The 25,279-nt window shown below is 73.7% G+C and carries 24 protein-coding genes and 1 riboswitch; of the genes, 10 read left to right on the forward strand and 14 right to left on the reverse strand.

Annotated elements, in window-relative coordinates; all coding sequences use genetic code 11:
* Positions 1–252: 252 nt before the first annotated feature.
* The 6 genes from ACIRO3_RS11330 to ACIRO3_RS11355 form a co-directional block, all read right to left on the reverse strand.
* A complete protein-coding gene (locus tag ACIRO3_RS11330; RefSeq protein ID WP_404134939.1) occupies positions 253–1,158 on the reverse strand; it encodes an ECF transporter S component in 906 nt (301 codons plus the stop codon).
* Positions 1,155–2,963 (reverse strand): ABC transporter ATP-binding protein, encoded by a 1,809-nt coding sequence (locus ACIRO3_RS11335; RefSeq protein ID WP_404134942.1) that lies wholly within the window; start codon positions 2,961–2,963, stop codon positions 1,155–1,157. The genes ACIRO3_RS11330 and ACIRO3_RS11335 overlap by 4 nt, the downstream gene beginning before the upstream one ends.
* A complete protein-coding gene (locus ACIRO3_RS11340) occupies positions 2,960–4,237 on the reverse strand; it encodes an energy-coupling factor transporter transmembrane component T (protein ID WP_404134945.1) in 1,278 nt (425 codons plus the stop codon). Before ACIRO3_RS11340 ends, ACIRO3_RS11335 begins: the two co-directional genes overlap by 4 nt.
* Positions 4,234–4,935, reverse strand: a complete 702-nt coding sequence (locus tag ACIRO3_RS11345) for an SCO2322 family protein (protein ID WP_404134947.1) — start codon at positions 4,933–4,935, stop codon at positions 4,234–4,236. Before ACIRO3_RS11345 ends, ACIRO3_RS11340 begins: the two co-directional genes overlap by 4 nt.
* Positions 4,935–6,185, reverse strand: coding sequence for a prenyltransferase/squalene oxidase repeat-containing protein (locus ACIRO3_RS11350; protein WP_404134950.1), 1,251 nt, complete (start codon positions 6,183–6,185; stop codon positions 4,935–4,937). Before ACIRO3_RS11350 ends, ACIRO3_RS11345 begins: the two co-directional genes overlap by 1 nt.
* A 132-nt stretch (positions 6,186–6,317) precedes the next feature.
* Positions 6,318–6,397, reverse strand: a riboswitch (cobalamin riboswitch).
* Positions 6,398–6,489: 92 nt separating this feature from the next.
* Positions 6,490–7,530 carry an MBL fold metallo-hydrolase gene (locus tag ACIRO3_RS11355; protein ID WP_404134953.1) on the reverse strand — a complete coding sequence of 347 codons (1,041 nt, stop codon included), beginning with the start codon at positions 7,528–7,530 and terminating at the stop codon, positions 6,490–6,492.
* Between the two features lie 225 nt (positions 7,531–7,755).
* Between ACIRO3_RS11355 and ACIRO3_RS11360 the strand changes: the two genes are divergently transcribed.
* Positions 7,756–9,237, forward strand: a complete 1,482-nt coding sequence (locus ACIRO3_RS11360) for an aldehyde dehydrogenase (RefSeq protein WP_361781301.1) — start codon at positions 7,756–7,758, stop codon at positions 9,235–9,237.
* Positions 9,237–9,470, forward strand: coding sequence for a ferredoxin (locus tag ACIRO3_RS11365; protein ID WP_361781454.1), 234 nt, complete (start codon positions 9,237–9,239; stop codon positions 9,468–9,470). Before ACIRO3_RS11360 ends, ACIRO3_RS11365 begins: the two co-directional genes overlap by 1 nt.
* A 98-nt stretch (positions 9,471–9,568) precedes the next feature.
* On the opposite strand, the gene ACIRO3_RS11370 is transcribed toward ACIRO3_RS11365, so the two are convergent.
* Entirely contained in the window at positions 9,569–10,240 is a 672-nt protein-coding gene (locus ACIRO3_RS11370) for a TetR family transcriptional regulator (protein WP_404134957.1), read from the reverse strand.
* A gap of 227 nt (positions 10,241–10,467) precedes the next feature.
* Between ACIRO3_RS11370 and ACIRO3_RS11375 the strand changes: the two genes are divergently transcribed.
* The 3 genes from ACIRO3_RS11375 to ACIRO3_RS11385 all read left to right on the forward strand — a co-directional run bounded on the left by ACIRO3_RS11375 (position 10,468) and on the right by ACIRO3_RS11385 (position 13,667).
* Entirely contained in the window at positions 10,468–11,781 is a 1,314-nt protein-coding gene (locus ACIRO3_RS11375) for a glycosyltransferase family 4 protein (RefSeq protein ID WP_404134959.1), read from the forward strand.
* Between the two features lie 72 nt (positions 11,782–11,853).
* Positions 11,854–12,588 (forward strand): class I SAM-dependent methyltransferase, encoded by a 735-nt coding sequence (locus ACIRO3_RS11380; RefSeq protein WP_329445540.1) that lies wholly within the window; start codon positions 11,854–11,856, stop codon positions 12,586–12,588.
* Positions 12,585–13,667 carry a prenyltransferase gene (locus ACIRO3_RS11385; RefSeq protein ID WP_404134962.1) on the forward strand — a complete coding sequence of 361 codons (1,083 nt, stop codon included), beginning with the start codon at positions 12,585–12,587 and terminating at the stop codon, positions 13,665–13,667. Before ACIRO3_RS11380 ends, ACIRO3_RS11385 begins: the two co-directional genes overlap by 4 nt.
* A 36-nt stretch (positions 13,668–13,703) precedes the next feature.
* On the opposite strand, the gene ACIRO3_RS11390 is transcribed toward ACIRO3_RS11385, so the two are convergent.
* On the reverse strand, positions 13,704–14,006 hold the full coding sequence (locus ACIRO3_RS11390) for a hypothetical protein (RefSeq protein ID WP_404134965.1): 303 nt from the start codon (positions 14,004–14,006) through the stop codon (positions 13,704–13,706).
* Between the two features lie 114 nt (positions 14,007–14,120).
* Here ACIRO3_RS11390 and ACIRO3_RS11395 point away from each other — a divergent pair, with 114 nt between their 5' ends.
* Both ACIRO3_RS11395 and ACIRO3_RS11400 read left to right on the forward strand, forming a co-directional pair.
* On the forward strand, positions 14,121–14,774 hold the full coding sequence (locus tag ACIRO3_RS11395; protein WP_366000247.1) for a hypothetical protein: 654 nt from the start codon (positions 14,121–14,123) through the stop codon (positions 14,772–14,774).
* Between the two features lie 103 nt (positions 14,775–14,877).
* Entirely contained in the window at positions 14,878–15,267 is a 390-nt protein-coding gene (locus ACIRO3_RS11400) for a hypothetical protein (RefSeq protein ID WP_404134967.1), read from the forward strand.
* Positions 15,268–15,281: 14 nt separating this feature from the next.
* Here ACIRO3_RS11400 and ACIRO3_RS11405 read toward each other — a convergent pair whose 3' ends face one another.
* From ACIRO3_RS11405 to ACIRO3_RS11430, 6 genes are all read right to left on the reverse strand, one after another.
* A complete protein-coding gene (locus ACIRO3_RS11405; protein ID WP_361781322.1) occupies positions 15,282–16,292 on the reverse strand; it encodes an LLM class F420-dependent oxidoreductase in 1,011 nt (336 codons plus the stop codon).
* A 146-nt stretch (positions 16,293–16,438) separates the two neighbouring features.
* Positions 16,439–17,266 carry a hypothetical protein gene (locus ACIRO3_RS11410; protein WP_404134971.1) on the reverse strand — a complete coding sequence of 276 codons (828 nt, stop codon included), beginning with the start codon at positions 17,264–17,266 and terminating at the stop codon, positions 16,439–16,441.
* A gap of 137 nt (positions 17,267–17,403) precedes the next feature.
* A complete protein-coding gene (locus tag ACIRO3_RS11415) occupies positions 17,404–18,390 on the reverse strand; it encodes an N-acetylmuramoyl-L-alanine amidase (protein WP_404134973.1) in 987 nt (328 codons plus the stop codon).
* 111 nt (positions 18,391–18,501) lie between these two features.
* Positions 18,502–19,143 carry a class I SAM-dependent methyltransferase gene (locus ACIRO3_RS11420; RefSeq protein ID WP_404134975.1) on the reverse strand — a complete coding sequence of 214 codons (642 nt, stop codon included), beginning with the start codon at positions 19,141–19,143 and terminating at the stop codon, positions 18,502–18,504.
* Between the two features lie 110 nt (positions 19,144–19,253).
* Positions 19,254–21,071, reverse strand: coding sequence for a protein kinase (locus tag ACIRO3_RS11425; RefSeq protein ID WP_404134978.1), 1,818 nt, complete (start codon positions 21,069–21,071; stop codon positions 19,254–19,256).
* 95 nt (positions 21,072–21,166) lie between these two features.
* Positions 21,167–21,583, reverse strand: a complete 417-nt coding sequence (locus ACIRO3_RS11430) for an ATP-binding protein (protein ID WP_404134980.1) — start codon at positions 21,581–21,583, stop codon at positions 21,167–21,169.
* Positions 21,584–21,667: 84 nt separating this feature from the next.
* On the opposite strand from ACIRO3_RS11430, the gene ACIRO3_RS11435 reads away from it, so the two are divergent.
* From ACIRO3_RS11435 to ACIRO3_RS11445, 3 genes are all read left to right on the forward strand, one after another.
* Positions 21,668–22,516 (forward strand): helix-turn-helix domain-containing protein, encoded by an 849-nt coding sequence (locus ACIRO3_RS11435; RefSeq protein WP_404134983.1) that lies wholly within the window; start codon positions 21,668–21,670, stop codon positions 22,514–22,516.
* Positions 22,476–22,733 carry a DUF397 domain-containing protein gene (locus ACIRO3_RS11440; protein ID WP_404134986.1) on the forward strand — a complete coding sequence of 86 codons (258 nt, stop codon included), beginning with the start codon at positions 22,476–22,478 and terminating at the stop codon, positions 22,731–22,733. The genes ACIRO3_RS11435 and ACIRO3_RS11440 overlap by 41 nt, the downstream gene beginning before the upstream one ends.
* Positions 22,734–23,128: 395 nt before the next feature.
* A complete protein-coding gene (locus tag ACIRO3_RS11445; RefSeq protein WP_404134989.1) occupies positions 23,129–25,276 on the forward strand; it encodes an acyl-CoA dehydrogenase family protein in 2,148 nt (715 codons plus the stop codon).
* Positions 25,277–25,279 lie beyond the last annotated feature (3 nt).

Here is a 25,279-nt window from a genome sequence, read left to right on the forward strand (position 1 = left end):
AGACGCCCCGACGGCCTGGCAACGACCCCACTTACTAGCGCTCCTCGCAGACGGGGTGGTTCGACCCCCCTGCCCGACGGGCGTGGTTCGCGCAGGTCGGGGCCCGCCCAAAGGGGGTGAAGCGGGACCCTTGGAAGCTACTAGCCCCCTTCGTATGTGACCTGCGTCCTGTGGGGCGGGTCACCGGCGGAGGGCTCGAATCTCACCGTCCGTGGTCGGGCGTACCCCATTTCGAGGTGGGCTCGAAACGGACTAAACCCCCGAATCGAAGGAAATCGGGGCATCGAAGGCGGCTTTCCGAGTCGCCCGCCGCAGCGCCTTCAGCAGCGTGGCGCCCAGGGTGAGGGTCAGGACGACGGTCAGCGCCGCCCGCCCCAGGTCCCAGCCCAGCGAGGTCGCCAGACAGTACGCGACGAACCGCGCCAGGTTCTGCGGCACCGGGTCCCCCGGGTGGAAGGAGACGCCCTGGCCCATGCCCTGCAGGATCACCCACCCCTGGAGGTTCATGATCGTGCCGTAGGCGAACGAGCCCACGAACCCGTACGCCGCGAGCATTCCGAGCTCCCACCGGCCCCGGATCCGGTCCGGACCGGGCAGCAGGCCCGCCCCCAGCGAGAACCAGCCCAGCGCCAGCATCTGGAACGGCATCCACGGCCCCACCCCACCCGTGAGCAGGGCGGACGCGAACATCGTCACCGAGCCCAGGACGAAGCCGAAGCCCGGCCCCAGCACCCGGCCGCTCAACACCATCAGGAAGAACATCGGCTCCAGACCGGCCGTGCCCGCGCCCAGCGGTCTGAGCGCCGCACCGACGGCGGCCAGTACGCCGAGCATCGCGACGGCCTTGGCGTCCATGCCGTTGTCGGCGATCGTCGCCACGACGACCGCGACCAGGAGGGGCAGGAGCGCCGCGAAGAGCCACGGGGCGTCCTGGGAGTGGGCCAGCCCCGACTGGCGGTCGGCGAGCAACGGCCAGCCGAAGGCGACGATGCCGATGAGGGTGACCAGGACCAGGGCGGCGGCTGCGCGGGGACCGATGCGGACGGGGCGGGCGGAACGGGTGGCGGGGCGGGCGGCGGCGCGGACGGGGCCGGCCGGGCCCGCCGGACCGGCCTTGCCGGCGGCGCTGGTGGTACCAGTGGTACGCGCAGTGCTCATGGGGTGAGGCCCCCCGTCGTGCCGTCGGCGGCGGTCCCAGCGGAGAGGGCCCGCGCGACCTGGGACACCGTGAGCCACCGTCCGGGCGCCAGGATCTTGGCCACCTGCGGCGCGAAGGCGGGCGAGGAGACGACCACCTCGGCCGTGGGACCGTCCGCCACGATCTCCCCACCGGCCAGGATCACCACCCGGTGCGCCAGCTCGGCGGCGAGCTCCACGTCGTGCGTGGCCAGGACGACGGCGTGCCCGGCGGCGGCGAGACCCCTCAGGATCTCGATCAGCCGCGCCTTGGCGGCGTAGTCCAGGCCGCGGGTGGGCTCGTCGAGCAGCAACAGGGCCGGCTCGCCGGTCAGGACCAGGGCCAGGGCCAACGCGAGGCGCTGCCCCTCGGACAGGTCCCGGGGGTGGGTGTCGTCGGGGACGTCGGGCAGCAGGGCCGTCACCAGGCCCCGGCACGTGCCGGGCGCCGCGCCCGCGTCGGAGTCGGCCGCCGCGCACTCGGCGGCGACCGTGTCGGCGTAGAGGAGGTCGCGCGGGTCCTGCGGGACCAGGCCGACGCGGCGGACCATCTGCGGCGGCGGCGTGCGGTGCGGGATCCGGCCGCCGACGAGGACCTCGCCGGCGGCCGGCTCGATCGTGCCGACGAGGGTCGCGAGCAGGGTGGACTTGCCGGCGCCGTTGCGGCCCATGAGGGCGACGGTCTCGCCGGGGGCGATCGCGAGGTCGATCCCGTGCAGCACCTCGGCCCGGCCGCGGCGGACGGACACGCCCGAGACCGCGGCCGGCGTCGGGGCCGTCGCGGCACCGGCACCGGCACCGACGGCGGCAGCGGTCGCGGGCGGGAAGCGGCGCAGCAACCGGGCCAGCCGGCCGGGGCCCCGGGTGCGGCTCTCCGCACCCGGCCCCTTCGCGGCACCGCCCCCCGCCGCGCACCCCGCCCCCACCCCGACGCCCGCGTACGCCGCCGGGACGGGATCCGTCCCCGCGGCCTGCGGCAGGCCGGACCTCAGCGGGCCGGCCAGGCGGCGGGCGTCGCGGACCGACAGGGGCAGCGGGGACCAGCCGGCGAGCCGGCCCAGGGAGATCACCGGCGGGTGCACCGGGGAGATCGCCATGATCTCGGCCGGGCTCCCCAGGACGGGGGCCGCGCCCGGCGACGGGAGGAGCAGCACCCGGTCCGCGTACTGGACCACCCGTTCCAGGCGGTGTTCCGCCATGAGCACCGTGGTGCCCAGGTCGTGCACCAGTCGCTGGAGCACCGCCAGGACCTCCTCGGCCGCCGCCGGGTCCAGCGCCGAGGTGGGCTCGTCCAGGACCAGCACGCGCGGGTGCGGGGTCAGCACGGAGCCGATCGCGACCCGCTGCTGCTGCCCGCCGGACAGGGTGGCGATGGGGCGGTCGCGGAGTTCGTTGAGGCCCAGCAGGTCGAGGGTCTCCTCGACCCGGCGGCGCATCACCGCGGGCGGGAGCCCCAGCGACTCCATGCCGTAGGCCAGCTCGTCCTCCACCACGTCCGTCACGAAGTGGGCCATCGGATCCTGGCCGACCGTGCCCACCACGTCGGCGAGCTCGCGCGGCTTGTGCGTGCGGGTGTCGCGCCCCGCGACCGTGACCCGGCCGCTCAACCGGCCGCCCGTGAAGTGCGGGACCAGCCCGGAGACCGCCCCCAGAAGTGTCGACTTGCCGACACCGGACGGGCCGACCAGCAAGGTCAGCTCCCCTTCCGGCACGACGAAGTCCGCGCCGGCGAGCGCGGGGCCCGGGGCTCCCTCGTAGGTCACCGACACCTGCTCGAAACGGATCACTGCGACGCCTCCTTCGGCGGAACGGGTGCCACGAAGGCGGGAAGCAGGCCGATGAGGATCGCGGCCGCCGGCCACAGCGGAAGCGTGGGCGCGACCAGGGGCACGACCCCGGGGCGCAGCGCCTCCGGATCCCGGGTGCCCGCGTAGATCAGCAGGGCCGCGACCGCCGCCCCCGACCCGGCGACCAGCCAGGCCCGCGGGCCCCAGCGGTCGGGCCGGTACCGGGTGCGGACGCTGCGCCGGCCGCCCAGGCGCAGCCCCGCCAGGGCCAGGACCAGCCCGACGAGGAGCAGCGGCAGACCGAACGCGGCGCCCTCCGCCGCGAGCAGCCCGTACGTGCCCGCGCACATGCCGAGGAGCCCGCCGAGGGTCAGCGCGTTGGTGGTGTGCCGGACCGCGGGCGGGACCTGCGCCGTGCGCCCGTACCCGCGCGCGTCCATCGAGGCGGCCACCGCCACCGAACGTTCCAGCGCGCCCTCCAGGACCGGCAGGCCGATCTGGAGGACGGCCTTCACCCCGCCGGTGGGGCGACCGCGCAGCCGGCGGGCGGTCCGCAGCCGCACCACGTCCGCGACCATGTTCGGCGCGAACGTCATGGCGACGACCACGGCGACGCCCGCCTCGTAGAGCGCGGCCGGCAGGGACTTCAGCAGCCGGGCCGGATTGGCGAGCGCGTTGGCGGCGCCCACGCAGATGAGGAGGGTCGCCAGCTTCGCGCCGTCGTAGAAGGCGAAGACCAGCTGCTCGCCGGTCACCTCGCCGCCGAGGCGGATGCCCTGCGCCCAGGCCGGCAGGGGAAGCTCCGGCAGGGTGAAGAGGGGGTGCGAGCCGGGCAGCGGGGAGCCGAGCAGCATGGAGAAGACCAGGCGCAGGCCGATGACGAACAGGCCGAGCTTGACGAACGCCCCGTACGAACGCGCCCACGGCGCCGAGGTCCGGCGGGCGGCGACCACGTAACCGGCCACACCGACGATCAGGCCGAGGAGGAGGGGATTGGTGGTCTGGGAGGCGGCCGTGGCCAGCCCGAGGGCCCACAGCCACCAGGCCCCCGCGTGCAGGGCGTTCCCCCGACGCGCCTCGGGGGCCAGGTGCCGCCCCTTCTTGTACGCGGGCCCGTGCGGGTCGCTCTTCGCCGCCGCGAGCCGGCTCCGCCCGGGCGGTGTCACGTCGCCGACCAGCGCGCCGTGGACGGTCCCCGACACGTCGGCGGAGACGGACGTGGCCGCGGAACCGGCACCGGACGCGGCGTCGGGCGTGCGCGCCGGCTCCTTCATCGGGCGCGGCGGCGGGACTGCCAGACGCCGGCCGCGGCCAGCGCGGCCACCGCCACGACGCCCACGACGAGACCCGCCGAGGGCCCACCGGACCCGCCCGAGGACGACGCCGAGGACGAGGACGGGGCGGAGGAAGAGGAAGAGGACGCCGACGGATTCCGCCCGGCGTCGTCGGCGACCGGCTCGCCGCAGCCCTGCCGCGGGTACCCGGAGATCCCGCACAGCATCGCCGAGCCGTTGTAGCGCAGCGGCTTCGCGACCGCCGCCAGGGCCTGCGCCGTGGTGGCGTCCGGCGCCACCACGGCGCAGGCCGTGCGCGGCTCGGACCGCGGCGGGGTCTCGCCCGAAGGGGCCTGCGCCGGAAGTCCGAAGTCGATGACCAGCGCCACCCGCTTGCGGCCCTGCTCGGCGGGGGTCGCGGAGCAGACGGAGTCGAAGTCGGCGTCGGCGCGCGGCTGCCCGGACCGGTCCCCGGCGTCCTTGCTCACGCCGAAGCGGAACCCCTGCACCGAGCCGTCCGCCGGGCGCGCCGTCGAGGGGCCCTGGGTGGCGTACGACCAGGAACCGTTCGCACCGCCCTCCCAGAACGACCAGTAGCGGTAGCTCGACGCCACCGCCGGGGCGGAGGCGAGCAGCACGAGGAGGACGCCGAAGGCGAGGGCGAGCGCCGGGAACCGGTGAGCGGGCAGCCCGCGCATCAGAGCCGGTTCTTCTTCCGGCGACCGCTCAGCAGGATGCCGATGCCCATGCCGGCCGCGGCGCCCGCGCCGATGATCCACCAGAGGTTCCGGTTGCCGGTGCCCTCGTCGTCCTTCTTCTTGTCGGCGTTCTGGGAGGCCTGTGCCTTCGGGGTCGCCGACTGCGGCGCCGGGCCCGTGGCGTTCAGCGCGGCCACCAGGTCGGTGGAACCGAAGGCCTTCGGGTCCGTGCCCGTGGCGTGCGCGGTGAGGATCAGGGTGCCCAGGGCCGCCGGGTTGCCCTTGGACCACTCGGCCGAGTTGGCCTTCAGCCACTCCAGCGCGCCCGCCGCCGACTGCTTGTGTCCGGCGGCGGCCAGGGCGATCACCGCGTCCGCGGTGTTGCCGGTGTCCGGGGTGGGCTGGTCGGCGCCCGGGGTGACGGCGGTGAGGTGGCCGTCCTTCTTCAGGGCCTCGGCCAGGTTCCCGGCCGCGCCCTGGGCGGCGCCCGCCGGATCGCCGGCGGTCGCCGGGCAGGCGAGCGCGGCGGCCGGGGTGTCCGCGGCGGCCGGGGCGACGACCGCGCCCTTGCCGAGCGCGGCCAGCGTCGCGGCGGCGGTCGCGTCGGCGTTCGCCGCGAGCTTGCCGTCGGTGGGCTGGTACCCGAAGGCGCCCCGGTCGGCGGCCGGCTCGGCGGAGCAGCCCAGCTGGAAGGAGAGCAGGCCGTCGTACGCGGACTTGCCCGCCTTCGACTTCACGTCGGCGGGCTTCTCGCCCGCCACGGCCAGCGCGCTGATGACGATCGAGGTGGAGCTGCCCTCGCTGGGGGAGCCGGGGACGTAGGCCCAGCCGCCGTCCTCGTTCTGGACGGACTTCAGCCAGTCCACGCCCTTCTTCACCGCCGCGTCGTGGCCGCCGAGCGCCCCCAGCGCCTGGACGGCCACCGCGGTGGCGTTGGTGTCGAGCACGGTCTTCGCGTCGCACGCCTTCGAGGCGTCGGCGCGGAACGAGGCGAACCCGCCGTCGGCGCACTGCTGCCCGACGAGCCAGTCCACGGCCTGCGCGGCCGGCTGTACGCCGACGGTCCGCTGGGCGAGCAGCGCGAACGACTGGCGCCACACGCCGTCGTACGTCGGGTCGGCCTTGCCGAACAGGCCCGAGGGGACGACCGGCGCCGGTGAGGGGGAGGGGGCGGCGAGGGCCGCGGGGGCGGCACCCGCGCAGAGCACGGCGGAGGCGGCGAGCGCGGCGGCGCTGCGTCGAACGTTCATGGTGGGGCGGGTGCCTCTCGTGCGGGGGAGAACGGAGGCAGGCACACGCGGGTACCGGGCTCCGGCTCCGTTTACCTCGACGGTGCCGGCCGCCGGAAGCCCCGGCGGCGCGAGCCGCGCACCTCCGGTACAGGGCATTCCGGCTCCCCGCCCCGAGGTCGCGGGGGTGGGTCACGGTTGCGGGTCAGCGCCGGATTCGCACCGGCTTCCCCCCGTACGGAAGTGTGGACGACGGGCCCACTCTACCGGCCCGTCGCCGTCGCGGACCGGGGCGTGGGGCCCTGAGCCCCTTACCGCGCCCCGTTCACAGCGCCCGGTACGTCACCGGGTCGCTGCCCGGCACCGCCTCCGCCCGGCCTTGTTTCACCAGCCGCCGCAGGTGCGCCTCCGCCTCGGAGACGGCGATGTTCCGGGAGCCGTACGGGATCTGCTCCCAGGGCCGGTTCCACTCCATCCGCTCCGCCAGCTCCCAGGGGGTCAGGGGCGTGGCGAGGAGCCCCCACAGCCCGGTCAGTCGCTCCTCGTGGTGGTCCAGGAGTTCGCGCACGCGGGCCGGGGCGTCGGTGAAGGGGTGCTGGTGGGCCGGGAGCACCTCGGCGGGCTCCAGCCGGCCGACGCGTTCGAGGGAGTCGAGGTAGTCGCCGAGGGGGTCGGTGACCCGGTGCTCGGACGGGTCCTCGTACAGGCCGATGTGCGGGGAGATGCCGGGCAGCAGGTGGTCGCCCGAGAACAGCCGGCCGTTGCCGGGGAGGCCCGCGGGGTGGGCCTCCTCCAGGTGGAGGCAGACGTGGCCGGGAGTGTGGCCCGGGGTCCAGATCGCGCGCAGCCGCCGCCCGGCGAGGGGCAGCAGTTCGCCGGGGACGATCTCCCGGTCGGGGACGGCCGCGCGCAGGCCCGGCAGGGTCCGCGTGCGGCCGCTCGCGCGGGCCGCCCGCAGGGGGGCGATGTGCTCCTCGGGGGCCCCGGCGACGGCCAGCTTCTCGCTCATGTAGTCGAACCAGACGCCCGGTTCGGCGGAGCGGGTCCGCACGACGACCTCGGTGTCGGCGGCGTGCATGGCGATCCAGGCGCCCGACGCCTCCCGGACCCGGCCGGACAGGCCGTGGTGGTCGGGGTGGTGGTGGGTGATGACCACGCCGTGGACGTCGGCGATCGGGATCCCGAGGGCGTCGAGCCCGGCGACGAGGGTGTCCCAGGACTCCGGGTCGTCCCAGCCGGTGTCGACGAGGACCGGACCGCGGTCGGTGTCGAGGACGTGGACGAGGGTGTGTCCGAGGGGGTTGTCGGGGATGGGGACCTTGATGCCCCACACGCCTCCGCCGTGGTCGGTGACCTGAGGTGTCACGAGGGCTCCCTGTCTGCCGGCTGTCCGGCGGTCGTCCGCCCGGACACGATAAAGAGAACTTGTTCCAGTAGTCGCCCAAGTCGACCATCTCTCGGGGTTTCTGGCTACCCGTCGGATGCCGGATGGATCTTCTCCGCCGTTCCGTCCTGGCCGTGGACTCCTGGAACTAGAACTGGTATCAGTTCTGGAACGTCACGCCGCAGGTAGCCGCAGGAGGCCTCAGCCATGACCGAGCTCGTGGAACACGGACAACTGTTCATCGGCGGGGAGTGGACGGACCCGCTGGGCACCGACACCATCCGGGTCGTCTCCCCGCACACCGGCCAGGTCATCGGCAGCGTCCCGCACGCCACCGCCGCGGACGTCGACCGCGCCGTCGCCGTCGCGCGCAAGGCGTTCGACGAGGGCCCCTGGCCCCGGATGTCCCTCGACGAGCGGATCGCGGTCGTCTCGCGGATCAAGGACGCCATCGCGGTGCGGCACGAGGAGATCGCCCGGTCGATCAGCTCTCAGAACGGCTCCCCGTACTCGTGGTCCGTCCTCGCCCAGGCCCTGGGCCCGATGATGGTCTACGACGCCGCGATCACGGTGGCGCGCGACTACCCGTACGAGGAACACCGCCAGGGCGTGCTCGGCCCCATCCTGGTCCGACGGGAGCCGGTCGGCGTGGTCGCCGCCGTCATCCCCTGGAACGTCCCGCAGTTCGTCGCCGCCGCCAAGCTGGCGCCCGCGCTGCTGACCGGGTCCGCGGTGATCCTCAAGCCCTCGCCGGAGTCCCCGCTGGACTCCTACATCCTCGCCGACATCGTCCGCGAGGCCGGGCTGCCCGAGGGCGTGTTGTCGATCCTGCCCGCCGACCGGGAGGTCAGCGAGTACCTCGTCGGGCACCCCGGCATCGACAAGGTGGCCTTCACCGGATCGGTGGCCGCCGGCCGGCGCGTCATGGAGGTCGCCTCCCGCAACCTCACCCGGGTCACCCTGGAACTGGGCGGCAAGTCCGCCGCCGTGATCCTCCCGGACGCCGACCTGGAGACCACCATCGCCGGCGTCGTCCCGGCGGCCTGGATGAACAACGGCCAGGCCTGCGTGGCCCAGACCCGCGTCCTCGCCCCGCGCGCCCGGTACGCGGAGGTCGCCGACGCGCTCGCCGCCGCCGCCGGCGCGCTGGTGGTCGGCGACCCGCTGGACCCGGCGACGCAGCTCGGCCCGCTCGTGGCCCGCCGTCAGCAACAGCGGTCCCTGGACTACATCCGGATCGGACAGGAGGAGGGCGCGAAGGTCCTCGCCGGCGGCGGCCGCCCCGCCGGGCTGGAACAGGGCTGGTACGTCGAACCCACCCTGTTCGGCGACGTGGACAACTCCATGCGCATCGCGCGCGAGGAGATCTTCGGCCCCGTGGTCTGCCTGATCCCCTACGGCGACGAGGCCGAGGCCGCGCGGATCGCCAACGACTCCGAGTTCGGACTCAGCGGCAGCGTCTGGACGGGCGACGTGGAACACGGCATCGACTTCGCGCGCGGGGTGCGCACCGGCACGTTCAACGTCAACACCTTCAGCCTGGACATGCTCGGACCGTTCGGCGGCTACAAGAACAGCGGCGTCGGGCGGGAGTTCGGCCCCGAGGGACTGAGCGAGTACCTGGAACACAAGATGATCCACCTGCCCGCCGGGTACCAGCCGCCCGCCGCCCCGGGAACGGACGCGTGATGGGGGACCGCTGGCAGGTGGAGGTGGACCGGGGGGTCTGCATCGGCTCCGGCATGTGCGTGAACCACGCCCCGGCCGGCTTCACCCTCGACTCGGCGCGCCAGTCCCACCCTGCCGCCCCCGAGACGGACGCGAACGAACCGGTCCTGACGGCCGCCGAGGGCTGCCCCGTCGAGGCGATCACGATCACCCTGCTGGGCAGCGGGGAGGCGGTGTTCCCGCCGGAGGAGTAGGGGCGGGTGGGCCCCGCCCCGCCGACGCCCCACGCCGCCGACGCCCCACGCCACCGACGCCCCGCCCCACCGACGCCCCATCCCGCCCTACGGCAGGATCAGGACTTTTGCGCCGCCTTGGACCGGGCCGGGGCGCGTACCGAGGACGGGGCCGGGGCCGGTGTCGTCAGGTCGATCAGGCGGCACACCGTCTCGATGTCGATCTTGACCTGGGCGATCGAGGCGCGGCCCGACAGCCAGGTGATCAGCGCCGAGTGCCAGGTGTGCTCGATCACGCGCACCGCCGACAGCTGCTCCGCCGTCGGCGGGGCGTCCAGGCCCATCGCGTCCAGGATGATCGCCGTGGTCAGCCGCGACACGGTGTCCACCTCGGGGCTCACGCTGCGGTCGGCGAACGTCAGGGCGCGCACCATCGCGTCGGCGAGGTGGGGTTCGCGCTGGAGGGCGCGGAAGGCGCCCATCAGGGTCTCCGCGACCCGGGCCGCCGGGTCGTCGCCCGCCGGCGGGCGCTTGCGGAGCGTGGTGTGCATGTGTTGGAGCTGGTCCTGCATGGTGGCGACCAGCAGGTGCACCTTGGACGGGAAGTAGCGGTACAGGGTCCCGAGCGCCACGCCGGCCGCCTCGGCGACCTCCCGCATCTGGACCGCGTCGAAACCGCCCCGGCCGGCCAGTTGGGCGCTGGCGTGCAGGATGCGGCGCCGGCGCGCCTCCTGGCGCTCCGTCAGGGGCGGGGACGCCGGTGTGGTCACGGCCTTCGCTTCCGCTGTCATCTGTCCCGTTCCAAGGCGTTCCGTGTCGTTGCGCCGGCCGTTTTGGGGCTGATCGGAGGCCAGCATGTCAGGCGTCGCAGTCGTGGCGCGAATCACCTGCTCCGCCTCTTACGGTGGGGTTTCCGGCCGGTAGATTCAATGCTCTCAGACGGATCAAGTCTGAAACTTGTTCTACATTATCCGAGCGGTTACGCTCCGGCGAAAGTGCAGGGAGAAGGGGGCCGAGAGTGACCGCAGAGGCCGTGGTGACGAGCCCTTTCGCGAATTCCGCCACCGAAGGTGACCGCCCGTTGCGCATCGCACTCCTCACTTACAAGGGGAACCCGTTCTGCGGCGGCCAGGGCGTCTACGTCCGCCACCTTTCGCGGGAGCTCGTCCGGCTCGGCCACAGCGTCGAGGTCATCGGCGCGCAGCCCTACCCGGTGCTCGACACCGGGGCCACGCTGACCGAGCTGCCGAGCCTGGACCTGTACCGCAGCCCCGACCCGTTCCGTACGCCCAAACGGGCGGAATACCGGGACTGGATCGACGCCCTCGAGGTCGCCACCATGTGGACCGGCGGTTTCCCCGAGCCCCTGACGTTCTCGCTGCGCGCGCGCCGGCACCTGGCCGCGCGCGCCGGTGACTTCGACGTCATCCACGACAACCAGACGCTCGGGTACGGGCTGCTGGGGGATCTCGGCGCACCGCTGGTGACGACGATCCACCACCCCATCACCGTGGACCGCACGTTGGACCTGGCCGCCGCCAAGGACCGCAAGAAGCGGCTCTCGGTGCGCCGTTGGTACGGGTTCACGCGCATGCAGGGCAGGGTGGCCCGCCGGCTGCCGTCCGTGTTGACCGTCTCCGGGTCCTCGCAGGTGGAGATCGCCGAGCACCTGGGCGTCCGGGGCGAGCGCATCCACGTGGTGCACATCGGCGCCGACACCGACCTGTGGTCGCCCGACGCGTCCGTGGCCGAGGTGCCCGGGCGGATCGTGACGACCTCCAGCGCCGACGTGCCGCTGAAGGGGCTCGTCCACCTCGTGGAGGCGCTCGCGAAGCTCCGCACGGAGCGGCCCGACGCGCACCTCGTGGTCGTGGGCAGGCGTGCCGAGGAGGGGCCGGTCGCCCGCGCGATCGCCACGTACGGACTCCAGGACGCCGTCCGCTTCGTCAAGGGCATCACGGACGCCGAGCTCGTCGACCTGGTGCGCGGCGCGCAGGTGGCCTGCGTGCCCTCGCTGTACGAGGGCTTCTCGCTCCCGGCGGCCGAGGCCATGGCCACCGGCACCCCGCTGGTCGCGACCACCGGCGGGGCGATCCCCGAGGTGACGGGGCCCGACGGGGAGACCTGTCTGGCCGTGCCGCCGGGTGACGCGGGCGCGCTCGCCGCCGCGCTGGGCCGGCTGCTCGGCGACGCCCCGCTGCGCGAGCGGCTCGGCGCCGCCGGGCGCGAGAGAGTCCTGAGCCGGTTCACCTGGGCCAAGGCCGCCGAGGGGACCGCGGTGCACTACCGGGCCGCCATCGAACAGGCCGCCCGTACGCGTCGTGCGCGCTGACCTCTCGCCGATGAGTCATCCCCGTTCCGAGTTCCACCCCGTACACCCCCGCGACCGCGAAGGCAGGACCACGTGCTGACCGTCGATTTCTCCCGGTTCCCGCTCGCCGCAGGCGACCGCGTGCTCGATCTGGGCTGCGGCGCAGGCCGGCACGCCTTCGAGTGCTACCGGCGCGGCGCGCAGGTGGTCGCCGTGGACCGCAACGGCGAGGAGATCCGCGAGGTCGCCAAGTGGTTCGCCGCGATGAAGGAGGCCGGCGAGGCGCCGGCCGGTGCCACCGCCACCGCCATGGAGGGCGACGCGCTGGCCCTGCCGTTCCCCGACGAGTCCTTCGACGTCGTGATCATCTCCGAGGTGATGGAGCACATCCCCGACGACAAGGGCGTGCTCGCCGAGATGGTGCGGGTGCTCAAGCCGGGCGGCCGGATCGCGATCACGGTGCCGCGGTACGGCCCGGAGAAGATCTGTTGGGCGCTCAGCGACGCCTATCACGAGGTCGAGGGCGGTCACATCCGCATCTACAAGGCGGACGAGCTGATCGGCAAGATGGAGGCCGCGGGCCTCAAGCCGTACGGCACGCACCACGCGCACGGCCTGCACTCCCCGTACTGGTGGCTGAAGTGCGCGTTCGGCGTCGACAACGACAAGGCGCTGCCCGTGAAGGCGTACCACAAGCTGTTGGTCTGGGACATCATGAAGAAGCCGCTGGCCACGCGCCTCGCGGAGCAGGCCCTGAACCCGGTGATCGGCAAGAGCTTCGTGGCGTACGCGACGAAGCCGCACCTTCCCGTGGACGCGGCGAAGTGACCTCTCCCGGGCGTACCGAACACCTGGTCCTGGACGGCGTGTTGACCGCCGAGCAGGCAGCCGGGACCGTGGCGGGCATCCTCGCGGCGCAGCGGGCGGACGGGGCCATCCCGTGGTTCCGCGGGCACCACCTCGATCCGTGGGACCACACCGAGGCCGCGATGGCCTTGGACGTGGCCGGCGAGCACGAGGCGGCGGAGCGGGCCTACGCGTGGTTGGCGCGGCACCAGAACGAGGACGGTTCCTGGTTCGCGGCCTACGCCGACCGGCCGGAGGGCGTGGACACGTCCGCCCCGCAGGACTTCAGCCGCGAGTCGAACTTCGTCGCGTACATCGCGGTGGGCGTCTGGCACCACTACCTGGCGACCGGCGACGATCCCTTCCTGGACCGGATGTGGCCGGCCGTGTACGCGGCGGTGGAGTTCGTGCTGGGGCTCCAGCAGCCGGGCGGCGAGATCGGTTGGAAGCGGGAGGCGGACGGCGCGGCCGTCACCGACGCGCTGTTGACCGGTTCCTCGTCGATCCATCAGGCGCTGCGGTGCGCGCTGGCCATCGCGGACCACCGCGAGGACCCGCAGCCGGACTGGGAGTTGGCGGCGGGCGCGTTGGGGCACGCGATCCGGCGGCACCCGGAGCGGTTCCTGGACAAGTCCCGCTATTCGATGGACTGGTACTACCCGGTGCTGGGCGGGGCGGTGACCGGGCCGGAGGCGACGGCGCGCATCGAGGAGCGGTGGGCGGAGTTCGTCGTCCCGGACCTCGGGGTGCGGTGCGTGCTGCCGAACCCGTGGGTCACGGGCGGGGAGTCCTGCGAACTGGCCCTGGCGCTCTGGGCGTCGGGGGAGTCCGACCGGGCGCTGGAGATCCTGCGGTCGATCGGGCACCTGCGGGCCGACAACGGCATGTACTGGACGGGGTACGAGTTCGTGGACCGGGCGGTGTGGCCGGTCGAGCAGACCACCTGGACGGCCGGGTCGTTGCTGTTGGCCGTCGCCGCGCTGGGCGGGGACGAGGCGACGGGCGAGGTCTTCGGCGGGCTGAACCTGCCGCGGGGGCTTGAACCGGACTGCTGCGGTTGAGCGTGTGGGGCCCGCGCGCCCCACACGCCCCGTACGTCAGCGGCGGGAGAGTCGGCTCGCCAGAGCGTGGCCGATGAAGAGGTAGACGATGGCCGCGAGACCGTAACCGACGACGACCTGGACCCAGGCGCGGTCGAAGGTGAACAGGTCGTAGGACCAGCCGGCCAGCCAGGTCGCCGCGTCGTGGACGAGGTCGACGAAGGCGTTGCCCTGGTTGGCGTCGAGCAGGAACAGCAGGATCCACAGGCCGATCACCAGGGCCGCGATGTCTGCCACCAGGGCGACGGCCCGGCCCGCTGAACTGCTTCCTCGGGTGTGTACTCGGGTGTGTGTGGGCATGCACCCCGTGTTGCCGCGCAGGCGCGCCGCAAACCCCCGAACGGGTCCCCCAAGTGGCGGAGCCCCACGGCCCGGGTGAGGGTGCGGAGGACACCTCAGTCCCCGGAGGCAACTGTGTCCGTACCCAGAACCGTTCGATTCCGTCGTGCCGTCACGTCGGTGCTCCTGTCCTGCGCGCTGCTGGCCGGCGCCACCGCCTGCGGCTCCGACGGGGGCGGCAAGGCGAAGACCACGAGCGAGGACGTCTCGCTGTCCGCGGCCACCGCGGCCGACCAGGCGGCCGCGGAGGCCTCGGCCGTCGAGGTGCTGGCGGCCGAGGAGGCCGCCGCCGCGACTCCCGCGCCGAGCACGTCCGCCGAGAAGCAGAAGTTCGCCAAGACCCGCTTCGTCGCGAACGCCGGTCTCGCGGCCGGCGCGACGTACCAGTGGATCGTCAAGCCGTACCAGGCGGGCAAGTTCAAGAAGGGCGCGAAGGGCCGTACGTTCGCGCTGATCAAGGCGGGTCTGGCGGGTGCCTTCGCGTACAACCGGCTGAAGGCGGCGACCGACAACGCCAAGGGCGATCCGCTGCTGTCCAAGGCGGTGGCCCCCCTGACGGCGGGCATCGAGTCGCTGAAGGGCCTGGCCACCAAGCTCCGCAAGGGCCAGGCGGGTGACGCCGACATCGGCGCCTTCGAAGGCGTCATCAACGGCGTCAAGGACGCCGGCAAGAGCGCGGGGGCCGTGGTGACCGACAAGGTTCCCAGCACCTCCCAGCTCGGCGGCTGACCGGCCGCGTCCCCGGGCGGGCCCTGGGTCGGGAGGCGTCGCGGCCCCCGACCCCGGGCCCGCCGGCACGCGCCGGCCGGCCACGGCTGTTTCAATGGGGCGCGTGATCGAGTTCGTGGTGGCTGCCGCAGCGGTGGCCGGGATCGGGTGGCTGGTGCGGCGCAAGCACCGCGAGCGGCAGGCCGCCGGGGTGGTGCCCGGGCTGCCGGGCATGGCGCGGCTGCCCGCCGGCGAGGGGCGCTGGCGGATGGGCCGGCTGTACGTGGACGGGGGAGCGGCCCGCTGGGAGCCGCAGCGGGGTTCCGCGGTGGAGCTGACCGGCGCCCGGGCCATCGCGGTGCGGGCGCCCTCCGTGAAGGAGGGCATGACCATCAACCCGGGCTCGCGGATCGTCACGTGCGCGTACCCGGGCGGCGCCGACATCGAGATCGCGGTGATGGCGCTGGACCTGCGGGAGTTCCTCGACGCGGTGCCGCGGGCGGAGCAGGTCTGAGCCGGTCCGAGCCGCTACGTGTTCAGTTCCGCGAGGACCCGCAGGGTGTGCGGGTCGGGGGCGGTGAGGAGCAGGTCGGTGACGGGGCCCTCGCGCCACAGGTCGAGGCGTTCGGCGATCCGCTCGCGGGGGCCGATCAGGGAGATCTCGTCGGCGAACGCGTCGGGGACGGCCAGGACGGCCTCCTCCTTGCGGCCGGCGAGGAACAGTTCCTGGATGCGGTGGGCCTCCTCCTCGTAGCCCATCCTGGCCATCAGGTCGGCGTGGAAGTTGCGGGCCGCGTGCCCCATGCCGCCGATGTAGAAGCCGAGCATCGCCTTGACGGGCAGGAGGCCCTCGGCGACGTCCTCGCAGACGTGGGCCCGGGCCATCGGGGCGATCATGAAGCCTTCGGGGAGGTCGGCGAGGGAGGCCCGGTACACGTCGGTGCGCGACGGCGACCAGTACAGGGGGAGCCAGCCGTCGGCGATCTTGGTGGTCTGGGCGATGTTCCGGGGGCCCTCCGCGCCGAGCAGGATCGGCAGGTCCGCGCGCAGCGGGTGGGTGATCGGCTTGAGCGCCTTGCCGAGGCCGGTGCCGTCCTCGCCGAGGTACGGGTGGTGGTGGAAGCGGCCGTCCAGGGCGACGGGGGCCTCGCGGCGCAGGACCTGGCGGATGACGTCCACGTACTCGCGGGTCGCGGTGAGGGGGGAGGCGGGGAAGGGGCGCCCGTACCAGCCCTCGACGACCTGCGGGCCGGACAGGCCCAGGCCCAGCGTCATCCGGCCGCCGGAGAGGTGGTCCAGGGTGAGGGCGTGCATCGCGGTGGCGGTGGGGGTGCGGGCGGACATCTGGGCGATGGCGGTGCCCAGGCGGATACGCGAGGTGTGCGCGGCGATCCAGGTCAGCGGGGTGAAGGCGTCGGAGCCCCAGGCCTCTGCGGTCCACACCGAGGCGTATCCGAGGTCCTCGGCCGCGGTGGCGAGGTCCAGGTGGGTCGGGTTGGGGCCGCGCCCCCAGTAGCCGAGTGCCAGTCCGAGGCGCATGTGGGGTTCCCTCCGCGAAGCCGCCGACAGCTCCCGCCATTTCTGACGGTGCGTCAGGTGACTGTAGGGCACGACCACCGTCCCGGGAAGACCGACGGCCCCCGCCCGGGAGGGCGGGGGCCGTTCGGCCGTGCGGGCGAGGGGTGTCAGCCGCGCTGGATGTCCGACGTCTCGTTCAGCACGCCGCGTCGACCGTCCTGCGTCTGGGCGATCAGCGTGGACGGGCCGCGCTGGTCGACGGCCAGGTACCAGGTGCCCGGCGCGAGTTCCGCGATCGGGTTGTGCGAGCCGTCCTCGGGGAACAGGGACCGGGGCACCGGCACCGCGAACCAGAACGGGGTGAAGTCCGCCGCCGGGGCGGGCGCCGCGTCCTGCGGGGCCGGGGCGGGCGTGGGGTTCGGCTGCGGGGCGCCGCCGTAGGGCGGTACGGGCTGCGGGGTCTGCCCGTACGGCTGCGGCTGCTGGCCGCCCGGGTAACCGTAGCCGGCACCGGGCTGCTGCTGCCCCAGGGGCTGGCCGCCGTACGGCGGGACGGCGGCGGGCCGGGACTCCGGCACGAGCGTGCCGGCCAGCGCGGGCACCTTCGCGCCGAACAGCGCCACGCCGGCCAGGGCCAGGGTGGCGAGGAAGGCGATGATGCTGCCGGCGCCGAGGTCGGCGCCGCTCGGGCAGGTGATCAGGGACCACAGGGCGGCCCAGGCCGCCGCGACGGCCAGAACGGCGCCCCATGCCTGCATGGGCAGCCCGGCGAGCTGGCGGCCCTGCGGCAGGAAACGGCCCGCGAGGATCAGGCCGGCCGCGATGAAGCCGAGCAGGAAGACCGTCGGGAGCACCAGACGGTACACGTCGGTGTCCCAGGCGCTCGGCGTGTCGATGCCGGTCGCGGAGTAGAAATCGAGGAACGAGGCGATGAACAGCAGCACCGCTGCTCCGATCACCACGCCGTCGCCTCGAGTGAGGGAGCGGATGTTCACGTCTTAGGTGTCCTTCTCGGTCTCGGTCGTCTCGTGGTGCCGCGGTCGCAGATCAGGACTGGAGCGGGGCGGGCGGCACCATGGTACGGAGGTTTTCCGTGACCGAACGGACCGGGGCGGCGGGCGCCCCGGTGGGACTACCCGCCGAGGAATCCGACGATGCCGTCCGCGATGCCCTGCGCGGCCTTCTGGCGCCACTGCGGACTCGTCAGTTGCGCCGCGTCCTTGGCGTCACGCATGTTGCCGCATTCGATGAACACCTTGGGGCGAGTTGAGAGGTTCAGTCCGCCCAGATCGTCACGGACCACCAAACCCGTTCCGGAACCGAGGTAGTTGGCGGGGCCGGAACCGGTGGTGCGGGCGAAGTTGTTCGCGATGCGTTCGCCCAGCAGCCGCGAGGGCTCGATGATCTTCGCGGTGTCCGCGCCACCGCCCTTGACCTTGGCGGGAAGGATGATGTGGTAACCGCGGCTGCCCTCGGAGACCCCGTCGGCGTGGACCGAGACGACGGCGTCCGCCTTGGCCTCGTTGCCGATCCGGGCCCGCTCGTCGATGCAGGGACCCCAGGGGCGGTCGGCTCCGGCCTCGTGGGTGAGGACCACCTTCAGGCCCTTGGACTCCAGGACGCTGCGCAACCGGCGGGACACGTCCATGGTGAACTCGGCTTCCATGTAACCGGAGTTCGTGGTGGTGCCGGTGGTGTCGCACTCCTTGAGGTTGGTGCCGATGTCCACTTGGCGGTCGATCTCTCGGGTGTGCTTGAAGTTGCCCGTGTTGTGGCCGGGGTCGATGACCACCGTCCGGCCGGTGAGCGGCGCCTTGCCGGCGGCGGGGGAGCCGGAGGGGCTGCCGCTCGGGGCGGGGCTCGCGGGAGTGGACTCGGAGGCCGTGCTCGGCTTCGCGTCCGCGGGGGACGCGTGGGACGCGGGCAGCGGCGACGCCTGCGGTCGGTGGTCGTCCTGCCCGTTCCCGGTCAGGACCTGGGTCAGGACCCAGCCCGCCAGACAGGTCGGGGCGAGGGCGGCGGCCGCGACCGCGAGGGTGGAGCGGCGCGTGAACCAGTGCCGGTCCGGACTGACCGAGGAGCCGGACTCGGGGGGCGGGGAGCTGTCGTCGTAGCGCACCCGGCGATGCTAGGCCGGCCGCCCGCCGCCCGGACGGACCGTGCTCCATCCGGGGGCGTGGTGTGTTTGTATGCCTGGCGGTGTTCCGGTTCCACGCCCTGGTCGGTGGGGCTATATGCCCTGGTCGGTGCGGCGCAGCACCCGCAGCGAGTCCGTGACCGAGATCTCCTCGAAGGCCCCGGAGGCCAGCGCCCGCAGATAGATCCGGTACGGGGCCTGGCCGCCGTCGGCCGGGTCCGGGAACACGTCGTGGATCACCAGCGTGCCGCCCACCGCCAGGTGCGGGGCCCACCCCTCGTAGTCGCCGTTCGCGTGCTCGTCGGTGTGCCCGCCGTCGATGAAGACCAGGCCCAGCGGGCCGCCCCAGGCCGCGGCGACCTGCGGGGAGCGGCCCACGATCGCGATCACGTGATCCTCCAGACCCGCCCGGTGCAGGGTGCGGCGGAAGGTGGGCAGCGTGTCCATCAGCCCGATCTCCGGGTCCACCACCGACGGGTCGTGGTACTCCCAGCCCGGCTGCTGCTCCTCGCTGCCCCGGTGGTGGTCGACGGTGATCGCGGCCACCCCGGCCGAACGGGCGGCGTCGGCGAGCAGGATCGTGGAACGCCCGCAGTACGTGCCGACCTCCAGGAGCGGCAGCCCGAGCGCCGCCGCCCGGGTCGCCGCCTCGTGGAGGGCGAGGCCCTCGCCCACGGGCATGAAGCCCTTGGCCGCCTCGAAAGCGGCGAGGGTCTCCGGCTTGGGGCTGGCCATGGTGTTCCTCCTGAGCTGCGGGTGAGTGGCCGCCCATGCTGCCCTACCGCCCGGTAGGACGCCACGGCCGGGGGCCCGCCCGTACGTCCCCCCGTACGCCCGCCGCGCGGTCAGCGGCCGAAGAGACGGGACAGGCCGCCGCCGAGGTCGGAGCGCCGGTCCTCCCACAGCATCCGGCGGAAGTCCGCCCGGATGTCGGTCACCTCGCGGGTCAGCCAATGGGTGTTGCCGGCGGTGAGGTGGAGCCGGTGCAGCAGCGGCTTGAGGAGGGCCAACGCGCGGGCGGGATCGCCGGCCTCGCCGATGCTCCGGGCCACCCGGTACGCCACCTCCGCGTGGCCGCGTTCCGCCAGGGCCTCGGGATCGGGGTACAGCCGCAGGTACAGCGGGGCGGCGGTGGCGTAGTCGCCGAGCAGCCAGGCGGCGTGCGCCAGTCGGCGCCGTACGTCCGGCAGGACGGGGCTGTCGGCGGGCAGCCGTCGTTCGAGGTCGGGCAGCAGCGGGCCCAGCCGGTCACGCTCGCCCCGCGCCTGCTCCGGCGTGCGCGAACCCCACTCCCCGACCAGGCCGGCGTCACCCCGCCGACGGGCCCCGGCCAGGTGGTAGCGGGCGGTCAGCGTGACCGGATCGTCGGCGCCGAGGACCCGGCCCGCCTGCTCGATGATCTCGCGCAGTTCGTCCTCGTGGCGGCGGCCGTCGCCGGGCCCGTGCGCCGCGGCCTCACCGACGTACGCGGCGCGCGCGGCGATGGTGTCGGGGTGCTCCAGGCCGAGCACCCGCATCATCCTCGGCAGGATGCGCTCCAACTCCGTGACGGACTGCCCCCGCACGACCATGGCCCGGTGGTACGCGGCCCGCACGGTCAGGGCGTCGTGCGCGCCGAGCTCCTCCGTCAGGTCGGCGACCAGCGCGCCCAGCCGCTCCGGGAGATCGGCCGGGGCGTCCTCAAGCAGCAGGCTCAGCCGTCGCCCCAACATCGCCCGGACCGGATCCCCGGCGGCGGTGTGCACGGTCGGGGAGTAGGCCGGCGGGGGCGGCCACGAAACGGCCGGGGCCGCCGGGGCGGGGACGGGGACACGGGCGGGCGCGGGTACCGCGCCCCGGGCGATCTCCGCCAGCCGCAGGCTCACCTCCCGCGCGGTCGCCGGACGCTGCCGGGGGTCCTTGGCGAGCAGGTCGAGCACGAGGGGGTCGAGCGCGGCCGGCAGCCCCTCACGCAGCGAACCGGGTGCGGGCGGCTCCGTCGTGAGGTGCTGGGCGAGGAGCTCGTGCATCTCCTGCGCGGGGAAGGGACGGCTGCCGGTGAGCAGCTCCATGAGTACGCAGCCGAGCGCGTACAGGTCGGAGCGCCCGTCGACGGGCACCCCGTTCGCCCCGCCGGTCCAGCGCTCCGGTGCCATGTACGGGAAGGACCCGATGATCATGCCCGTGGCGGTGAGCGCCGTACCGGGGCCGCCCTGGGCCTTGGCGATGCCGAAGTCGAGGACCTTCGTCGCCCCGCCCTCGGTGACCATCACGTTGGCCGGCTTGATGTCCCGGTGGACGATCCCGGCGTCGTGCGCGGCCCCGAGCGCGTCCGCGATCCGCATGGCCCAGTCGAGCGCGTCCGCGAGCGGCGGTACGCCGGTGTCCAGGACCTCGGCCAGGCTGCGACCCCGGAGCAGTTCCATCACCAGGAACACCGCGTCGCGCCCGCCGTGTTCGGTGCGGCCGAAATCGTGGATGGTGGCGATGTTGGGGTGCGCGAGATTCCCGGCGAGGCTCGCCTCCCGCTCGAACCGGCGGGTGGCCTCGGCGGTCTCCGGGTATCCGATCTTCACGGCCACCCGGCGGCCCACCCGGGCGTCCCTCGCCCGCCAGACCTCACCGAATCCGCCCCGACCGAGCAACTCCTCCAGCTCGTACCGGTCTTCGATCACTTCCCCCACGCCCCCGACCCCCGTCACCCTGCTCCGCCCCCTCGGCAGGAGCATTATCTCCGAGCGCCGAGGGATCCCGAGTGCGGTCGGGCGGGGTCAGTGCCTCACCCGTCGCACTCGAACCACACCGTCTTTCCGGTGGGACTCGGGTCCGCGCCCCACCGGTCGGTCACCGCCTCGATCAGCAGCAGCCCGCGTCCGCCCTCCGGGAGTTCCGCAGCGCCGGTCGGCCGCACCACGCGGGGGAGTGCGGGGCAGCCGTCCGACACCTCGACCCGCAGACCGCCCGGCCGGCACAGGATGAGTACGGAACACCCCCGGCCGGGCACGTGGCGCACCACATTGGCGATCAGCTCGGTCAGCGCCAACTCGGCCGCGTGCGTCAGCGGGGCCAGACCCCAACTGGCGAGGTACATGCGCAGGATGCGCCGCATGTGGCGGGCGGAGTGCTCACTGACGGTGAACCCCATCCGGTAGCTCTCGTCAACTTCGCCAGCTGAATACTCAGTTGTGCCATTCATGGGACCAGCGTGGGGTGATCTGGTTACGCTCGGCTACGGACCGAACCGAACGCCGCACGGCGTGTACTTGGAGGTGACCGCTCCATGGTCAACATCCGTGATCTCGATCCCAGTGCCTCGGCCCTGGACTACTACGGCTCCGAACTGCGCCGCCTGCGGGAGGGGGCGGGACTGAAGCAGGGGCAGCTGGAGAGCGTCCTCTACTGCGCGGGCTCGCTGATCGGGCAGATCGAGACGGCGCGAAAGGTCCCGACCAGGGGCTTCTCGGAGCGGGTGGACGCCGCGCTGGACACCGGTGGGCTGTTCAGCCGCCTGGTGGGGCTCGTGCTGCGAAGTCAACTCCCGACGTGGTTCCAGGCGTACGCCGAGATGGAGGCGAAGGCCGCGTACATCTCCACCTTCCAGGCGCAGTTGGTCTACGGACTCCTTCAGACCCCGGAGTACGCGCGGGCGGTGCTGGGGGTGCGCACGGACGGGGACCTCGACGCGAAGGTGGCCGCCCGAATGGAACGGCAACGGATACTCGACCGCGAGAATCCGCCATTGACGTGGGTCGTGCTGAGCGAGGCCGCACTGCACCAGGAGATCGGCGGTCGGGAGGTCATGCGAACTCAACTGGCGCACCTGTTGGGTCTGCGGAGGCGCGAGTGGATGCAGGTGCAGATCCTGCCGTTCGAGGCGGGCGCCCATGCGGGGCTCCCCGGCACCTTTACCACTTTGCGGTTCGACGATGACCCGGATCTCGTCTACACCGAGGACTTCGTCCAGGGCCATATGACGGCCAATCCGCAAGCCCTCAGGGAGGGTTCGCTCCGTTACGATCACCTGCAAGCCGCCGCTCTCTCCGTGGAGGACTCGGCGGCACTGATCGCCCGCGTAATGGAGGAGCGTTATGGACACCATCCAGAACCTGACGGGCGCGCGGTGGCGTAAGTCCTCGTACAGTTCCGACACCGGCGGCGAATGCGTCGAATGCGCCCCGCTCGGCGGCGACTGGCGCAAGTCCAGCTACAGCAGTGACACCGGCGGCGACTGCGTCGAAATCGCCGCCCGGCCCCACCTGATCGCCGTCCGGGACTCCAAGAACCCCGACGGCCCCGTCTTCACCGTCGCCCCCGAGGCCTTCGCGCTGTTCGTGCGCGGCGTCTGAGGCGGCATCCGGCGCGAGGCCTCGGCCTCGCGCCGGATCGTTCCTTCCCCGGCACGTCCAGGAGACGAGGGGACGCGCCGCGCGGTGAGTTCCGCGCGCCCCCACCATCCCGACCGGCAGCGCCTCGTTCTGGCAGGCGGCGGTCCCCCCGTGGCGCGCGCACGGCGGCCGGCGGCACGGCCCGCCCGCCACGCCCGCCGCCACCCCCCGAGGGCGCCCCCCCCGCCCCCTCCCGGCGATGTCCGGACAGGGGCGGTGTGCCCGAGGTGCCCGCATCATCCGACACCTGACCTACACCTGACCTTCCGTCAGAATGGAACGTGTTCTACTCTGGCCCGCGATCAGGGGGACGCCCGGCGCCTGCCGGGAGTGTCGGAGAGGCGGCAGGGATCCGTATGGGCATCGGAATCACGCGGGAACAGCAGGAGTTGGCCGAGGCGGTGCGCGGCTGGGCGGCGCGGACCGTGCCCCCCGAGGAGGTGCGCAAGCTGCTGGACGGCCCGCCCAGGACCGGGGTGCGGCCCGCGTACTGGGACGCGCTCGCCGCCGCCGGACTGCTCGCACCCCACCTGGAGGGCGGGACCCTGCTCGACCTCGCCGTCGCCGTGGAGGAGGCCGCCCGGGCCGCCCTGCCCGGGCCCTACCTCGCCGGCGCCCTCGCCTCCGTCCTGCTGGACCGGGCGGGGGCGGGCGAACTGGCCGCCGCCCTGGCCGACGGCACCCGCGTCGGGGCCGTCGCGCTGGGCCCCGGCAGTCTCACCGCCGTCGCCGTCGAGGGCGGCGGCCACCTCCTCGACGGCGTCGCGCCACCCGTGCTCGGCGCCGGGGAGGCCGACCTCGTCCTGCTCGCCGCGGAGGCGGCGCACGGCACGTGCTGGTTCGCCGTGGACGCCGCCGCCCTGGACATCCGTACGCACGAGAGCGCCGACCCGACCCGGCCCACGGCCGAGGTGCGCGCCCGCGCGATCACCGTGGCGCCCGGCCGGCTCCTGGCCCTCGACGCGGCCTTGGTCCGGGACCTGGCCTGTGTCCTGTTCGCCGCCGACGCCTGCGGCACCGCCGCCTGGGCGGTGCACACCGCCGCCGGGCACGCCAAGACCCGCGAGCAGTTCGGTCGGCCCATCGGACGGTTCCAGGGCGTCAAGCACCTGTGCGCCGACATGCTGGTACGCCTCGAACAGGCCCGGGCCCTGGTCTGGGACGCCGCCCAGGCGGCGGACGAACCGGCCGAGGTGCGCTCGCTGGTGGCCGCCCTGGCCGCCGCGACCGCGCTCGACGCCGGCCACTCCTGCGCCAAGGACTGCATCCAGGTGCTCGGCGGCATCGGCTTCACCTGGGAACACGACGCGCACATCCACCTGCGCCGGGCGATCGTCGCCCGGCAACTGCTCGGCGCCGGGGACGGACACCGGCTGCGGGCCGTACGCCTCGCGGCCGGCGGGGCGCGGCGCGAACTGCGGCTCGAACTCCCCGCGCGGGCCGAGGACCACCGCGCGAAGGCCCGAGCCGCCATCGAGGACGCGCGCGGGCTCGACCCGGTCGCCGCCCGCCGGATCCTGGCGCCCACCGGATACGCGGCCCCCCACCTCCCGCCACCGTACGGACTCGGCGCCGGGCCCGTCGAACAGCTCGTCGTACAACAGGAGTTGGTGGCGGCCGGTGTCAAGGTCGCCGACCTCGGCATCGCCACCTGGGTCGTGCCCTCGCTGCTCGCCCACGGAACCCCCGCGCAACAGGACGCCTATCTGCCGGCGACCCTGCGCGGGGACCTCACCTGGTGCCAGCTCTTCTCCGAACCGGGCGCGGGCTCCGACCTGGCCTCGCTCCGCACCAGGGCGGAGCGGACCGAGGACGGCTCGTGGAGGATCAACGGGCAGAAGGTGTGGACGAGTTCCGCGCACACCGCCGACTTCGGGATCCTGCTCGCCCGCACCGACGCCACCGCGCCCAAACACAAGGGCCTCGGCTACTTCGTCGTCGACATGACCACCCCCGGCATCGACGTCCGGCCGCTCAAGGAGATCACCGGCGAGGCCCTCTTCAACGAGGTCTTCTTCGACGACGTGCTGCTGCCCGCGGACGCGCTGGTCGGGGCGGCCGACGGAGGCTGGAAGGTGGCCCGCAACACCCTCGGCAACGAACGCGTCCACATGGCCGACCAGATGAGCTTCGACACCGGCCTGGAGGCGCTGATCGCGCGGTCCGCCGCACTCGACGGCTCGTACCGCGCCCGGATCGGCGCGCTCGCCGCCGAGGCGCACGCGCTCGCCTGCATCGGCCTGCGGACCACCCTCCAGCAGGTCTCGGGACTGGAGCCGGGCGCGGGCGCGTCCGTACGCAAACTCGTACAGACCCCACACCAGCAGAAGACCGCCGAACTCGCCCTGGAGCTCCTGGGCCCGGCGGGCGCGGTGCGGGAGGGGGCCGGGGAGCGGGCGGTGCACGGAATGCTCATGTCCCGCTGCCTGACCATCGCCGGAGGCACCACGCAGGTCCAGCTCAACGTCGTCGCCGAGCGGATTCTCGGCCTTCCCAGGGACTGAAGG

The sequence above is a fragment of the Streptomyces sp. NPDC102278 genome (assembly GCF_044766345.1).
Lineage (GTDB): Bacteria > Actinomycetota > Actinomycetes > Streptomycetales > Streptomycetaceae > Streptomyces.

Coding starts and splice junctions, on each gene's coding strand:
- ACIRO3_RS11430 (WP_404134980.1), bottom strand. CDS start 21,583: ATGAATGGCACAACTGAGTATTCAGCTGGCGAAGTTGACGAGAGCTAC.
- ACIRO3_RS11330 (WP_404134939.1), bottom strand. CDS start 1,158: ATGAGCACTGCGCGTACCACTGGTACCACCAGCGCCGCCGGCAAGGCC.
- ACIRO3_RS11435 (WP_404134983.1), top strand. CDS start 21,668: ATGGTCAACATCCGTGATCTCGATCCCAGTGCCTCGGCCCTGGACTAC.
- ACIRO3_RS11405 (WP_361781322.1), bottom strand. CDS start 16,292: ATGCGCCTCGGACTGGCACTCGGCTACTGGGGGCGCGGCCCCAACCCG.
- ACIRO3_RS11420 (WP_404134975.1), bottom strand. CDS start 19,143: ATGGCCAGCCCCAAGCCGGAGACCCTCGCCGCTTTCGAGGCGGCCAAG.
- ACIRO3_RS11365 (WP_361781454.1), top strand. CDS start 9,237: ATGGGGGACCGCTGGCAGGTGGAGGTGGACCGGGGGGTCTGCATCGGC.
- ACIRO3_RS11390 (WP_404134965.1), bottom strand. CDS start 14,006: ATGCCCACACACACCCGAGTACACACCCGAGGAAGCAGTTCAGCGGGC.
- ACIRO3_RS11350 (WP_404134950.1), bottom strand. CDS start 6,185: ATGAACGTTCGACGCAGCGCCGCCGCGCTCGCCGCCTCCGCCGTGCTC.
- ACIRO3_RS11445 (WP_404134989.1), top strand. CDS start 23,129: ATGGGCATCGGAATCACGCGGGAACAGCAGGAGTTGGCCGAGGCGGTG.
- ACIRO3_RS11440 (WP_404134986.1), top strand. CDS start 22,476: ATGGACACCATCCAGAACCTGACGGGCGCGCGGTGGCGTAAGTCCTCG.
- ACIRO3_RS11360 (WP_361781301.1), top strand. CDS start 7,756: ATGACCGAGCTCGTGGAACACGGACAACTGTTCATCGGCGGGGAGTGG.
- ACIRO3_RS11345 (WP_404134947.1), bottom strand. CDS start 4,935: ATGCGCGGGCTGCCCGCTCACCGGTTCCCGGCGCTCGCCCTCGCCTTC.
- ACIRO3_RS11370 (WP_404134957.1), bottom strand. CDS start 10,240: ATGACAGCGGAAGCGAAGGCCGTGACCACACCGGCGTCCCCGCCCCTG.
- ACIRO3_RS11340 (WP_404134945.1), bottom strand. CDS start 4,237: ATGAAGGAGCCGGCGCGCACGCCCGACGCCGCGTCCGGTGCCGGTTCC.